General features: G+C 70.1%; 9 protein-coding genes. 3 read left to right on the top strand and 6 right to left on the bottom strand.

Annotation, left to right across the window (positions count from 1 at the left end; translation table 11 throughout):
* Positions 1-24 precede the first annotated feature (24 nt).
* Both EDF53_RS09200 and EDF53_RS09195 read right to left on the bottom strand, forming a co-directional pair.
* Positions 25-1,437, bottom strand: a complete 1,413-nt coding sequence (locus EDF53_RS09200; protein WP_123293285.1) for a hypothetical protein — start codon at positions 1,435-1,437, stop codon at positions 25-27.
* A complete protein-coding gene (locus tag EDF53_RS09195) occupies positions 1,434-4,193 on the bottom strand; it encodes a hypothetical protein (protein WP_123293284.1) in 2,760 nt (919 codons plus the stop codon). The genes EDF53_RS09200 and EDF53_RS09195 overlap by 4 nt, the downstream gene beginning before the upstream one ends.
* Before the next feature lie 252 nt (positions 4,194-4,445).
* On the opposite strand from EDF53_RS09195, the gene EDF53_RS09190 reads away from it, so the two are divergent.
* The gene (locus EDF53_RS09190; protein ID WP_123293283.1) at positions 4,446-5,039 is read left to right on the top strand and encodes a hypothetical protein; all 594 of its coding nucleotides are present in this window, start codon (positions 4,446-4,448) and stop codon (positions 5,037-5,039) included.
* Positions 5,040-5,057: 18 nt separating this feature from the next.
* On the opposite strand, the gene EDF53_RS09185 is transcribed toward EDF53_RS09190, so the two are convergent.
* Positions 5,058-5,483 carry a hypothetical protein gene (locus EDF53_RS09185; RefSeq protein ID WP_131877505.1) on the bottom strand — a complete coding sequence of 142 codons (426 nt, stop codon included), beginning with the start codon at positions 5,481-5,483 and terminating at the stop codon, positions 5,058-5,060.
* 258 nt (positions 5,484-5,741) lie between these two features.
* Here EDF53_RS09185 and EDF53_RS09180 point away from each other — a divergent pair, with 258 nt between their 5' ends.
* The gene (locus EDF53_RS09180; protein WP_123293281.1) at positions 5,742-6,155 is read left to right on the top strand and encodes a hypothetical protein; all 414 of its coding nucleotides are present in this window, start codon (positions 5,742-5,744) and stop codon (positions 6,153-6,155) included.
* A 66-nt stretch (positions 6,156-6,221) separates the two neighbouring features.
* Here EDF53_RS09180 and EDF53_RS18965 read toward each other — a convergent pair whose 3' ends face one another.
* The 3 genes from EDF53_RS18965 to EDF53_RS09165 form a co-directional block, all read right to left on the bottom strand.
* The gene (locus tag EDF53_RS18965; RefSeq protein ID WP_133937242.1) at positions 6,222-6,590 is read right to left on the bottom strand and encodes a hypothetical protein; all 369 of its coding nucleotides are present in this window, start codon (positions 6,588-6,590) and stop codon (positions 6,222-6,224) included.
* A gap of 20 nt (positions 6,591-6,610) precedes the next feature.
* A complete protein-coding gene (locus EDF53_RS09170; RefSeq protein ID WP_123293279.1) occupies positions 6,611-12,004 on the bottom strand; it encodes a DUF6531 domain-containing protein in 5,394 nt (1,797 codons plus the stop codon).
* A 106-nt stretch (positions 12,005-12,110) separates the two neighbouring features.
* Complete coding sequence (locus tag EDF53_RS09165) at positions 12,111-12,392, bottom strand: hypothetical protein (protein ID WP_027466625.1); 282 nt, start codon at positions 12,390-12,392, stop codon at positions 12,111-12,113.
* Between the two features lie 214 nt (positions 12,393-12,606).
* Between EDF53_RS09165 and EDF53_RS09160 the strand changes: the two genes are divergently transcribed.
* Positions 12,607-13,602 (top strand): DUF418 domain-containing protein, encoded by a 996-nt coding sequence (locus EDF53_RS09160; protein ID WP_123293278.1) that lies wholly within the window; start codon positions 12,607-12,609, stop codon positions 13,600-13,602.
* Positions 13,603-13,674 lie beyond the last annotated feature (72 nt).

Here is a 13,674-nt window from a genome sequence, read left to right as displayed (position 1 = left end):
CTTCCGGGTCGGTGCGTGGGTGGGTCAGTCCGTGCTGGAGTCGTCGAACCAGACGAGCGACGCGGTCCGGGCAGCGTCGGTTCCGCTCCCGGTGCCGTCGCCGGACGCGGTGCTGGCCGGACGGAGACCGAGCTGCTGTGCCGACGCCGCGAGCACCGTCGCGTGTGCGCCGAGTGCCTGCTGCTTCGTGAAGTCGAGCGCCGGACCGGCGATGCCCGCATCGGCGTCGAGGTCGAGCGCAGCGAGGGCGTCGGTGACGTCCGCCGGCTCGACGCTCCGCGCGTTGCCGACGGCGCGGACCAGGGCGAGGACGGCGTCGTGGCTACGCGAGTCCGCTGCGCCCGCGACCGCCGAGAACGGCTGGTCACCGGTCAGGTTCTCGGCGTCCTGATCGCCGGCGAGCACCCGGACACCACCGAGGAAGGCGGACATCGCGCGGCCCCCGGCGTCGGAGGCGAGCGCTCGAGCGTCGTCGGTGGCGACGCCCACGGTCCGGAAGGAACCGCTCAGGCTGCCGCCGGCCTCGACGAGTGCGGTGCCGAACGCCGGGCTCGTCGCATCCGGCGTGAGGACGACCGGCACCGTGACGTTCTCCGCCTGGAGCGCGGCGACGAAGGCACCCTGGCGTTCTGCGGAGCCGCTGACGACGACGGCGTCGGAGTCAGGCGTCGGGGTCTTCGCGTCGGCGTCGGCATCTGCGTCCGCGTCTTGCTCGTTGCTCGTTGCGCCGGTGCGCTCGGCGACGGTCGTGGCGAGCGCTGCGGTGTCCGCGGTGTCGTCACCGTCCAGGACGTGCGCCACCCGCAGGCCCGCCGGAGCACCGCCGCCCAGGTCGACCAGCAGTGGAGCGTCGGCGTCACCGAGTGCCGTCGTCATCGCCTTGCTGATCGAGTCAGCGGCCGGCGCCGTCGACCAGGAGTCCTTCTCCGCCGGAGCGTAGGGCAGGACGACCGGCATGCCCTTCGCCGCAGCAGCAGTGAGGGCGCCGGACACGTGGCTGCCCGACGAGGCGACGACGATGCCCGCGACCCCGCTCTTCGCGAGGGACTCGACCGCGGCCTTGCCCCCGGCAGCGGTTCCGCCGTCGTTCTTCGTGACGAGCGCGACGTCGGTGCCACCGAGTGCGAGCCGACGCTCCGCCACCAGCGCACCCTGCGCCGCTTCGTTCCACTCGGATCCCTCGCCGTCGCCGAGGGTGACGATGACGCCGATCGTCGTCTGCGCCGGGACGTGCGCCACCGTGATCTTCACCGGCACGGTCGCCGAGACCGCTTCGGCCGGGGTGCTGCTGCCGAACGCCCGGAACGTCAGGACGGCGGCGACCACCGCGGCCACCAGGAGCACCGCGATGCCGACGAAGAGCAGCGGACGGCGGCTGCGCGGACGCGTTCCGTCGGCGCTCTCGGTCGCCGTGGCTTCGGTCGTCTGGTCGCTCATCGGTCCGCCCCGATCCGGAAGGTGTACAGCGTGGTCGACGTCGCGCTGGCCGGGACCTTCAGCTGGAACGCCGGCAGCGTCGTCGCCGCATCGAGCGATGCACGGAACTGCTCTTGCTGGAGCAGGATGCCGGCGACGTCCTCGGCCCGGACGTTCGCGTACCCCGCGGCGTTCTGCGACGCCAGGGCGAGCTGGTAGTCGGCGGAGTCGGACTTCGCCGCGCTCGTGGCCATGGCGCCGAGGATGCCGGAGCCGTTGACCTTGCGGTCGCCCAGGTCGAGCATCACCCGGTTGAGGTCGCCGGTCAGCAGCGTCGAGGCACCCTGGACGTCACGCGTCGAGGCGCTCGTGCTGGCCGCGATCCGCTCGAGGCTGGACGCCGTCTGCCGGTCGACCGCGGAGGAGAGCTCCGAACCCTCTTGCTCGAGCGTGCTCTTCTGCTCGTCGATCGTGCCCTTCGAGTCCTTCGTGACCTCGCCCGAGGTGGACCGGAGGCCGGCGATCGACTTGTCGAAGGCCGAGATGACGGCGTCACGACTGCCCTTCGCCGTCTCGCTGACCTGCCGCACCTGCTGGTCGATGATCTCCTGGACGTCCTTCTCGGACTGCGTGGACGCGTCTGCGAAGGCCTTGCGGACGGCGTCCTGCAGCTCGGTCTGCTGGGCGCTGATCGCGGTCAGCTGGGTGCCGACCACATCGCTCGACTTCGTTGCCTGCTCGACGAGTTCCTCGAGCTGGCGGGCTGCGCCGTCGACCGAACCCCCGTCATTGCGCACCGCTCGACGCACCTCCTCGATGCCGTCGTCGAGTGCATCGACGTCGTCGGACAGCGTCGTGATCGCGGCACCGATGCCGGTCGCGGAACGGAGATCGGTTGCCGCGATCACCGCGTCCCACTGCTTCGCCTGGTCCGTGAGGCGTTCATCCATCGGGGTGCTGAACCGTCCACCGGGCTTCAGCGTCGTGCCCTCTTCGGCGCCGGGGCAGGGGGTCGCGGTCAGGTAGCCCCGCAGCGCATCCGCCTGTTCCGCGTCGAGCTGGTCGGTTGCCGCGAGGGCGCAGAGCTGGTCGGCGACCTCACGGTTCTGCGCCTGCATCGAGGTGCTGAACAGACCATCGCCGGCGTTGCCCACGAGCCCGCTCGCTGCGATTGCCTGCCGGTTCACCGTCGTGACGGCGTCGCGCACGGGGCCGAGGTCGTCGGCGGTCTGGTCACGCAGGTCCTGCAAAGCCTGCAGGGTGCGAGCAACCTCGCCGGTGCCGTCGCTTCCGAGGGCCTGGACCGCGGTGTCGATCTCGCCGAGCTTGGCGCGCAGGGCGTTCGACTGCTCGATCGCCGTGTCCGCGAGCTTGGGGTCGAGCTGGTCGGCGAGCTGCTGCCCGGTGCTGACCAGACCGATCAACGAGGTGCTCACCGCACGCGACGATTCCCAGAGCGCGCAGGTCAACGATCCACGGGCCTCCTGAGGGGCGCACGTCGCTGCGTCCGGTGACGCCGGGCCGACGGATCCCGCCAACTGCGCACTGACCTGCTGCTTGCACGCCTCGCTCGCGTCGGCGTAGCCCTCGAGCTGCGACGAGACGCGGAGCAGGTTGCCGTAGACGCTGCCGCCCGCGGCCGAGGTCTTCGGCGTCGCCGCGCACCCGTTGCCGTCGAGCACCGTGGCCGGTGCCGTCGCCGAGGTGTCGCCGAGCAGGCTGTCGAGACTCGTCGTGGTCTGCTGGAGCTGCTGCAGCACGGTGGACTGTGTCGCCTTCACGGTCGCGCCGAGGTCGCCGTTCAGGGAACCGAGCTCGCCGGACAGGGACCGCATGGTGCCCGCCAAGGACGAGCTGCTCTCCTTGAGCCGCTCGGCCGTGCTGACGCCGAGGGTCTTCGACGTGGTCTCGAGGTTGGACCGGACCTCGGTGATCGTGCCGCCCGCTCGTGCGAGCACCTCGTTCACCTGCGAGATGAGGTCGATGGTGCGGCGCTGGAGCGCGAGTTCGGAGTCACTGTCGGACCCGAACGCCGCGTTCACCACGCCGGTCGAGGACAGGTCCGTGGACAGCCCGGGCTGCGCGGCGACGTCGAACGTCGGTGCCGTGAAGTCCTTGACGTCGGCGACGAGGTGCAGCGTGCTGCTCGCGCCGGATGTCGGCGGTGCCAGCAGGCGACCCCACTGGACGACCGCGTCCCCGTCCTCGTTCGTGCTGACGACGCCGTCCGTGGACGAACCGGAGTCAGCGGCATCGGTGACGATGCGGTCGGCCGCGGTGCCGGTGAGGACGGTCGAGGCCGCGACGCTGAACGGTGCACCCACGAGCGCCGGCGTCGAGCGGGAGGTCCCGGCGACGTCGTAGGTCAGGTTCTTCGACGTGACCGTGAGGTTCTCGATCGTCAGGTCGATCGCGATACGACCCGAGTACCCGTCGAGGTCGGCAAGGTCGGTACCGGTCTTCTTCGACGTCGAGTACTGCGTCGTGATGCGGAGCGGGAGGTCACCAGCCGCCTTCGCGGGGTCGTGGTCGGTCGTCGCTGACGAGGAGTCCTTGCCCGCGACGGAGATCGCGGTGTCGGAGATCGACGTGATCGAGCCGTCCGCGGCCAGACGCGTGTCGACCGTCTGCAAGATCCGTGACGGGTCAGCCACCGGCTTGTCGTCGGACGTGCACCCGGCGAGCACCAGAGCGGCGATGCCGGTGACGGCGACCGCCCCCACGAGCCGGCGAGTGGTGCTTCGTGCTCCGGTGTTCCCGGCACGCTGGTTGATCACGGTCTTCCCCCCAAGAGAATCGTCGAGCACATCGATGCTAGTTGCTCGATGGCGTCGGGTCCGCGTCGATCGGCCGCCCTGGCCGCCCCCGTTCGGGCCACACGCCCCGACTGGAATACAACGTATCGCATCCGGCGAGTTGCGCGTTCGCCTTCCACAACCGCGCTGATACTCTGCACGCATGATCCAGGGGGACCAGGGCTTCGGGCCCATCGAACGACGACGTCCGCACGCACGACCGGGGGCAGATCGGTGACACTCAACCTCTCGCCGGTCCTCATCGCGCTGCTCGCGATGATCGCGATCCCGGCCGCCGTCAGCGCGCTCGTCCGCCGCAGCGATCGCAAGCGACCACCGTCCACCGTCGTCGGCGACGAGGCCTACGGCGTGCTCTTCACCGTCCGCGCACGCCGGTGGAACTACCTGCTGCTCCGGATCATCGGGATCGTGTTCATCGTCGTCGGCGGGTTCTTCTTCCTGGCCACGCTCAGCATGCTCGACGACCCCGACGCGATCGGGATGCTCATTGCCGGCGTCGGCATGGTGCTGTTCGGGCTGTTGTTCGTCTACCTCGGCGTCGGGCAGAAGCGCCGTCGCGTCGAGGCGTACGACTCGCAGCTGGTGGTCACCCCGATGTTCCGCGCCCCGCGGACCGTCGACCCGGCGGCGATCAAGCACATCCGGCCCACCACCAACCGGTTCGGTGGACTCGACATCAAGGTGAACGGGCAGCGCGGCGTCATCAGCGTCGTCTCCATCGATGCGGCCTACCCGGAACTGTGCGCATGGCTCGAGCAGCGTGCGCCGACGCAGTGGAACGAATTCGTCCGGGTCTTCGGGCACTGACGAGCGCCTCAGCCGCCCTCAGGCCAGCTCGAAGCTGTTGACGTAGACGGCTTGTCGAATCGTGTTGAGGAAGCTCCGCATGGCGAAGGAGGCCGCGCCGACGTCGAACTCATAGCGCTCGCCCGGGACGATGCTCTCGGCGAGGTCGTCCTCGTTGTCGCGGGTGACGCCCCGCTGCAGAACGAGTGTTCCGCAGTCCGAAGTCTCGAACACGATCTGCGCCGTCGACGAACCGATCCCCTTCAGCGAGTGGGACGATCCGGCGCTGCTGTGGGCAGAGGTGACGGTACAGACTGCATGCACCCGGTGTCCTGCGTCGTACACCTTCAACGTGATCGGCCCGACGAAGAAGCCCAGCAGGGGCACGAGGACAACGACAGCGAGGACGATCGATGCCGCGACCCTGTCCCGCCGCACGCGCCGTTCAGCGCCGGTGTCAGTCAACCGTGACTCCGACGCCCGTCGTGCCGACAATCTGGCCAGCCGGCAGGCAGTCCACCGTCCCAGGATGGCCTGCGAGATCAGGTCTGAGGCGGGTCAGTCCGCCCGCGCCGTCGTCGGCTTCAAGGGGACGGCCGTCGGCGCCGAGGGTGATGGAGCCGTCTCCGTTGGACGTCGATCTGACCGGTTTCATCGGGGTCTGCGAGGGCCTTCCTGCTCGCGGGCGGCCCGCCCACCAGCACACGTCAGTAGCATTTCGGCATGTTCGAAAAGCGTGCCTCCAGGGCGGGAGCGATCCAGATGCCGTCACCGTCGACGTGGGATTCCGGCGGTCTTCGGATCACAGCTTCCGCCGAACCCCGCGGCTTGACCCGTCGCCTCCAGCTCATCGTGACAATGGAGATTGCGAGCGTCGTCGCCGTCTTTCGTGGCGAAGAGCTCTCGAGCCTTGTCAACCGTCGGGTGCAACAGATCGAGTCTGATTCGACTCCGACCGCATTCCTGTTCTTCGGCGGAGAACAGGACACGGGAGCACCCATCGATGCGGCGCGACAAAACGTGCCGGGCGACGCAATCGCTCTCGTCATCACGCCGAACGTCGAGGCCGTCGCGCACACGCTCACGGCGGTCGAAGTTGAGCGACTGCATTCTTGGCTACGAGAATGTGCGCGCTGACCCACTGCCCCGTCGACTCCGCAACGGACACCGCTTGTCTGTACCAAGCAGCTCACACAGGATTGGTCAGCGCTGGATCCTCGGTTGCGCAGTTCCCCGGAGCCGTACGCTCACGCGATCGCCGACCGCTGCGCCACTGATCAGACCGGCAAAGGCGGTGAGAAGCCACAACCATTGAAGACCCGCAATCGGCCGAGCAGCGCCGACGAGGCCGATGAAGACCAAGATCACAACCACCATCAGCGCGGCCAGTACCACCGGGCGACGATCGTTCAGCTTCGACCAGCATCCGACGGCGCTCCCGTAGCCGAGAGCAACGGCACCGACAATGATCGCCGCGGGGACGTTGATGTCCTCGGGACCACTCCGCAAGCGCCACCAGGCGATTGCCAGGCAAGCGAGGGCTGCAACGGCATCGACGAACCAAGGTCGCATTCGACGGCTTGATCGACTCGTCATCCGAAAAGACCTCCCACGACCGAACCGCCGACGGCCGATCCCCACAAGGTGCTCGTGTTCTTCTGCAAGAAGTTGAACGCGCCGGAGGGGGTTCGCGGGTGGAAGTAGGGCATCTGCGCAAGGGTATCCACTCCGTGCTGACCCGGGAGGATCCTCCCACTGACGTACGTGCCCGCCATACCCGTGGCTCCGTTCTGCGCCACAGTGCCGAGATCCACTCCGTCCCCGCTGATCACCTGACTAACTGCCGTCCCGGCCGCCGTTGATGCGCCGCTCAGCACCAGGGACGTCCCCTGAGCGAGCGCTCCGGACGCTGAGTACCCGATTTCCTTAGCGATCGTGCCCCCGGCCGGACCAGCCATTCCTCCGGCAGCACCGGACACACCACCGCCGACGACGTCCCCCGCAAACTCCCACCCGTTGCGGATCTGCCAGCCGTTCTTCTGAAGGTTGGTCACACCACCACTCACAGCACCGACCCCTCCGTTGACACCCATGTTGACCGCGACGGCTCGCGCCGCTTGGCCTGCAGGTGCGCCTGCCATGGCAGCCTTGCCGAACATCATTGCTCCGCCACCGGCTGCACCGAGCACGCCGCCCACAGCAGTGTCGACTCCGACTCTGCCCCAATCTACTTTTCCGGTCTGTGCTTTCTGCGACGCCACCGAGACGCCCCCGCTGAGCAACGCCCCAGACGCAGCCATGAGCGCGATTCCAGCAGGGCCGCCGACCCCGGTGCACATGAGCGCGATGCCGCCAGCGATCGCAACCCCCGCGACCACGTACTCCCAGTTGTCGTCCCACCAGCTCCCGACAGCAGCGATCGCCCCCTGGTTCGCATCCCGGTACGCCTGCAGGTCTTTGTCCGTCGCCGGCCGGAGCCCGAGCGGGTCGACGGCCTGCAACGGATCGTTGCCGGCGTACGAGTAGGGGTTCCCCGACCACGCCGCACCCAGGATCGGCGCGAGCGGGTCGACCGACAGGAAGCCCCGCGCCGCCGGGTCGTACACACGGGCGCCGAGCCACTCCAGCCCGGCGATGGACACCCCGCCGGAACCGGTCAGTGCCACCCCCGCGGGCAGTCCGACGTCGGTGACGGCAGCGAGCGCGGCCCACGGATCCGCAGCATCGGTGGCGCGAGCACTGCGCCACGCGGGCCGCGTGACGACATCGCCGATCGCGGTGACACCCCCCGGCAGGTCGAGCAGCGACGTGTCGGCGATGCTGATGAGTGACGGCACGACCGCGGCGGAGTCCCACCACGCCGCGACCCCGGCCACCTCGGCGAGTTCACCCAGGGCATCGACCCAGACGTCGAGCCGACCGGTCTCGGCGTACGCGGCGTCGCGGTCGACGACGGCAGCGAGGTACCCCAGGTCGGACCACGCGTACTCGGTGGTCGAACCGTCGGCGGTGGTCCGCCGGATGCGTCGGCCGAGACCGTCGTGGACGTACTCGGTCCGGCCGGCCTCGGTGATCGTCGCGATGATCTGTCCGGCGGCGTCGTACTCGTGGCGCGTCTCGACACCGCCGACGGTCTCGGCGACGAGTCGCCCACCGTCGTCGTAGGTCCACGTCGAGTCCCCGGCGCGGACGAGCTGCTCGGCGGCGTCGTACTCGAACGACACCGCTCCGGACGGTCCGTCGATCGCGGTGATCCGCGCGTCGGCATCGCGCTCGATGCGCGTGGTGGTGGCACCGTCGAGCGTCGTCGAGGTGTGCGCGACGAGTGCGCCACCCTCGTACGACCACGACTGCACCAGTTCACCAGTGGCTGCCTGGACGATCCGGCCCGAGGCGTCGTACGAGAACGTGCCGGCAGGGGCGCCGTCCCGTTCCACCCCGACGACCCGGCCGACGGCATCGCGACGGTAGGTGGTGCGGGTGCCGTTCGGGTCGACCCGAGCCGTGCGGTTGCCGTCGGCGTCGTACTCCCACGCGACGGACTGGTCGCCTCGGGCACGGCGGACGAGCAGGCCACGGCGGTCGTGCTGGAGCTCGTGCTCGATCGTCCGACCGGCACCACGGGTGTGGTCCGCCACGACGACCGTGCGGTGGACGGCGTCGCGGGAGATCTCCGACTGCACCGCACCGTCGACGAGCACGGCCCGCTGTCGGCCAGCCGCGTCGTGGGTCCACTCCGTCGTGCGGCCGTCGGGATCGGTCTGGCGGATCTGGCGCCCGGCCGGGTCGTAGGCCGCGGTGGTGGTGCGGCCGAGCGCGTCGGTGACGGCGACCACACGGTCGGCGGCGTCGTACTCGCGTCGCGTGGTCCCGCCGGCAGGGTCGGTGATCGTCACCAGCCTTCCCCGGTCGTCGTACTCGAACGAGGTGCCCCCGTCGAGACCGTTGACGACCTGGATCAGCTGCCCCGCGGGGTCGTAGCGGAACCGACGACGGCCGAAGCGTGCGTCGTGGCTGGAGACGAGCCTCCCGGCTTCGTCGTACCGGAACCGCGCGGTGCCGGAACCCGGAGTCGTCTGCGTGACCACACGTCCGACGGCGTCGTACGTGACCTCCTCGACCTCGCCGGTGGGCAGGGTCCGGGCCACGACGCGGGAGTCCGCGTCGTGGGCGAGCGTCGTCCGCGCCCCGGCGGCGTCAGTCGCCGCGGTGGGTCGACCGCAGGCGTCGTACTCGTAGGTCGAGCGCGCCCCCGAGGGGGCGACCAAGGCGACGACACGGCCGGCGAGGTCGCGCTCGAGTCGGGTCAAACCGCCTTCGCCGTCGACGAGTTCGACGGGTCGGCCGGCAGCGTCGTAGGTGACGAGTTCGGAACCGGTCTCGTCGGAGGTCGACTCGACCGGTCGGCCGTACTCGTCGAACCGGACGGTCGCGGTGTCGAAGGCGTCACGCAGGGTCGCGACGCCGGTCGCGACGTCGTCCGAGAACTCCTGGCGGACGCCCGTCGGGTCGACGGTCGCCGTCAGCTCGCCGACGACGTCGTACTCACGACGCCAGGTGGCGCCGGCGGGGTCGGTGATGGCCTGGAGGCGCGACAAGGCGTCGTGCGCGAGCGTCCAGACCGCGTCGCCCGGCAACACGAGCTCCGCCAGGTTGCCCTGGTCGTCGAACGTCCGCGAGACACGCCGACCCAGCGGGTCGGTGGTCGTCGCGAGCTCGCCGTTCGGGGCGTAGTCGAACGTGGTGCGTGCTCCGAGCGGGTCCACGACCGCTGCGATGCGTGAGCCGGCGCCGTACTCGAAGCGCCAGACGGCTCCGTCGGCGTCACGTCGTTCGACGAGGAGCCCCGCTGCGTCGTAGCGGTACTCGCTCCGTGCGCCGGAGGGGCTGACCGCGGCGACCGGGCGACCGGCCGGATCGCGCTCGATCCGCGCGGTGTCGCCGACAGCGTTCGTGGTCGCGGCGAGCTCGCCGAACGCGTCGTGGGAAAGCGTCAGGACCACGCCGGCCGGGTCGACGACGCGGGTGAGGGCGCCGTCCTGCCAGGTCAGCTCCGTCCGGCCCCCGACCGGGTCGGTGATCACCGACGGGTCGCGGTCGTCGCCCACGTACTCGTACGCGACGACGGCGCCGGCCTCGGTGACGACGGTCGTGACGCGGTCCTGCTCGTCGTACCCGTAGGTCAGGTCACCGCCGGACGGCGTGACGGTGCGGGTCTTCCGGCCGCGGTCGTCGTAGGCGTGGACGGTCACCGAGCCGTCGCGCTCGGTCGCCGACACGAGGTTGCCGTGCCGGTCGTAGCTCATCGACTGGCGGCGGTCGTCGGAGTCGATGACCCCGACGAGACGCCCCTTGGCGTCGGCGATGTAGGAGTTCGACCGCGAGCCGTCGTGGTCGGACACCACCGTGACACGACCGGGCAGGTACGCGAACCGCACCGTGCGGCCGTGCGGGCTGGCCTGCTCGACGACGCGACGCTGGTCGTCGTAGGTGTTGTCGACCTCGACGACACCGGCCGCGCTCGTGACCGTCGTGATCAGGTCGTCGTCGTTCCAGCCGTAGGTCCGGGTGCCGACGGCATCGGTCGCCGAGACGAGTCGGCCGCGATCGTCGTACCCGTACTCGACCCGGCGGCCGTCGGAGGCGCGGAGCACCGCCACCCGGCCGTCGACGTGGTCGATGTCGATCGAGCGACCGCGCTCGTGCACCAGGCGCACGACGACGTCGGCGCCGTCCCGCTCGACGCGGACCGCGGTGCCGGCCCCACCGCGCTGTCCGAGCCACAGCCCGGACGGCGAGAAGTCGATGCGCCCGCCCTGGTTGTCGCGGACGACGAGCCGGTCACCCTCGGCCGCGAGCCAGCGGTTCTCGCCGACGCCGCGGGCCCACCCCTCGCCGTCGCGCGGGAAGCGCACCTGGCGACCGTCGGCTCCGACGAACGACGCGCCTTCGTCGTCGAGGAGCAGGCGGGTCTCGAAGATCGACGCCCACCCCGGACCGAAGAGCCCGACGTGCTGGTCGAGGGAGTTGTACATGCGGGTGACCTGCAGCGCTGCAGATGCACCGGTGAACCCGAGGTCGAGCTCCGGTTCGAGGAAGTTGCCCGTCGTGGTGTTGACCGGGTCCATCGAGTAGCCGGTCGTCGGCTGGGCCCCGTAGGCCGACGGCGGATCGAACTGCAGGTCGGTGCGGGACTGCGAGACCCCCGCGGCAGCCAGGGCTGCGGCGAGCGCGGCGTCCGAGACCGTGGAGACGGCGCCTTCACCGCCGGCAGCAGCGAACGCGTCGGCGATGGTGTTCGCCCACGTGACGTCCTGGCCGTTGGCGGTGATCCACTGCTCGAAGGCGTTCACCAGGCTCGTCGCGTCGATGTGCCCCCAGGAGCACTTCGACGCGAAGTCGGTGAGCTTGCCGCGCAGACCGGCCGGCTTGCCGTCGAGCGACTGGTTCAGTGTCGACGACCCGGTGGCGAACGAGCGGAGGTCGGCGGGCTTGGCGGACGACGTCCCACCGCCGCCCCCGCCACCGGAGCCGGGGTTCGGCGTCTGGCGCGGAGTGCTCGGTCCGGTCGCCTGGTCGAAGGTCGGTGCGTCCTCGTGGTGGACGGTGGGCGGCACGGGAGCCCCGGCGACCTTGTCGTGCACCCACTCGAAGAAGTTCCGGTCGCCGTACTCCGCTTCCCAGTCGCGGGCTTCCTTACGGCGAGCGTTCTCCCGCTCGGCAGCGGCCGTCATCTTGTCGACCCACCCCGCGACGGTGCGGAGGTTCGCGGCGATCGTCGAACCGTCGGACGCTGCCGTCGACGCGTTCTGCGCGAAGAGTTCGGAGAAGTGCCCGCGGAACTCCTGTGCCGCGGTGGTGACGTAGGACTGCCGTGAGCCGGCCTGCCCCTCGATCGACTCGGCCGCGCCGTTCAGCGCCGTGCTGAGTGCGTCGGCCGTACCGTTGTCGAACTTGACCGGATCGTTGCCGTGCAGGTCAGCCATGGTTCATCCCCCGAAGTCGTACTGGTCGTGCTGGTCACGCGGCCCCACCGACCGCGAACGCCCGGACCGCCGCGAGCGCGACGGTCCGGGCGGAACGAGTGGCTGCTTACGCGCCGCCACCCGCGGTGAAGATGTCCTGCGAGATCTTGTCGAGCTGCGTGCGGAGCTGCTCCAGCTCGGTCTTCGCCTTGTCGAGGGCGGCCTTGGTCTCCGGCCAGGTCGACCCACGGAACGTCGCCGCGAGCGGGCCGTCCCAGACGTTGGAGTCGGACAGGATCCGGCCCTGGGCGTCGAGCTGCGAGATCTGGTCGGTGAACCCACCGTTGATGATCGACTGCACCTGACGGATGGCGGTCTTGGCCTGCTCGGTCGAAAGGACACGCGACATGATGAACCTCTTTCATTCGTAGCTGCACCCCCGCGCAGTGGAATCCCCCCGGAGGCTCTGACGGGACCCACCATACCCACAATCCGGCGCAGATGTCACCGTTCGTATATCGTGACCATTCCTCCTCGCCGTAGCGCGGTACTTCTGGTGATGTACGGAATATCATCCGTCGGAACGACGCGAGACCGGTGCGCCCTCCGCTGGGATCGGAGGCATGACCACCTCGCCGCCGCTCCCCCACCGCGCACACCTGCTCGACGCCGTCCGCGGGTTCGCACTCGCCGGCATCATCGCCGTGAACATCGCTGACATCACCGAGATCGGGGCAGCCCTCGACCCGATGCACGACGACCCCGTGCGGGACGTGCTCGACTTCACCCTGCAGACGCGCTTCGTCCCGGTGTTCGCGTTCCTGTTCGGCATGGGCCTGTGGTTCGTGCAGGACGGCGCGCGCCGACGTGGTGCGGCCGTCTGGGCGGTGCTCGTCCGACGGTTGGTCGCCCTCTTCGCCATCGGTGCACTGCTCTGGCTGATCTACCCCGGGAACATCCTGGCGGAGTACGGCGTGGTCGGTCTCGTGGTGATGCCGTTCGTCCTGCTGCTGCCCCGGCTCCCCGTGCTGCTGCTCGGGGCCGTGGGGACGGTCGCCGCGTACGTGTCCACCGGCGGCGGTGTGCTGAGCCTGCCCGGACTCATGCTGCTCGGCGCCGGGTCGGCCGCGTTCGGGCTGCCGTGGGTCGCCGAGCGCGGCACCAGGTGGATCGGCGTGGTGTTCGGCGTCGCTGCCGTCGCGGCGGTCCCGGCAGTGCTGTGGCAGACGACCACGCCCGGCGATCCGCGCTTCACCACACCGGGCGGCATCGCCGGGGTCGTCATGGCGATCGCGTACACGGCCGGGTTCGCCCTGCTCTGGCACACTCCGGCGCAGCGCGTGCTCGCAGCCGTGTTCGAGCCGCTCGGCCGGATGGCCCTGACGAACTTCGTGGCCGCGGCCGTGATCGCCTGGGTCGCGGGACCGGCCCTCGACCTGCGGCACAGTGCCGATTCGTGGCCGGTCGTCGTGATCGGAGTCCTCTCGATCACGGTGCAGTCGATCGCGAGCCGGCTCTGGCTGCGCCGGTTCACGTACGGCCCGGTCGAGTGCTCGTGGCGCGTCGTGACGCGGTGGGGCCACGTCCCGCTCCTGCGCCGACCGTCGACGTCCGGCTGAGCGCGTTCACCGCGTGTTTCCACAGCGTCCACCGGACGCCCTCCGGCCACGGAGCCCGGGTGGCAGGATGTG

It is taken from the genome of Curtobacterium sp. PhB78, assembly GCF_003751685.1.
Taxonomy (GTDB): Bacteria; Actinomycetota; Actinomycetes; order Actinomycetales; family Microbacteriaceae; genus Curtobacterium.
Note: the sequence above shows the minus strand (reverse complement) of the source record. Positions and strands in the feature narration are given on the sequence as shown.

Bases quoted from the DNA above. Each gene is read 5' to 3' on its own strand.
- EDF53_RS09180 (WP_123293281.1), top strand. From the start codon at position 5,742: ATGTTCGAAAAGCGTGCCTCCAGGGCGGGAGCGATCCAGATGCCGTCA.
- EDF53_RS09165 (WP_027466625.1), bottom strand. From the start codon at position 12,392: ATGTCGCGTGTCCTTTCGACCGAGCAGGCCAAGACCGCCATCCGTCAG.
- EDF53_RS09170 (WP_123293279.1), bottom strand. From the start codon at position 12,004: ATGGCTGACCTGCACGGCAACGATCCGGTCAAGTTCGACAACGGTACG.
- EDF53_RS09160 (WP_123293278.1), top strand. From the start codon at position 12,607: ATGACCACCTCGCCGCCGCTCCCCCACCGCGCACACCTGCTCGACGCC.
- EDF53_RS09200 (WP_123293285.1), bottom strand. From the start codon at position 1,437: ATGAGCGACCAGACGACCGAAGCCACGGCGACCGAGAGCGCCGACGGA.
- EDF53_RS18965 (WP_133937242.1), bottom strand. From the start codon at position 6,590: ATGCGACCTTGGTTCGTCGATGCCGTTGCAGCCCTCGCTTGCCTGGCA.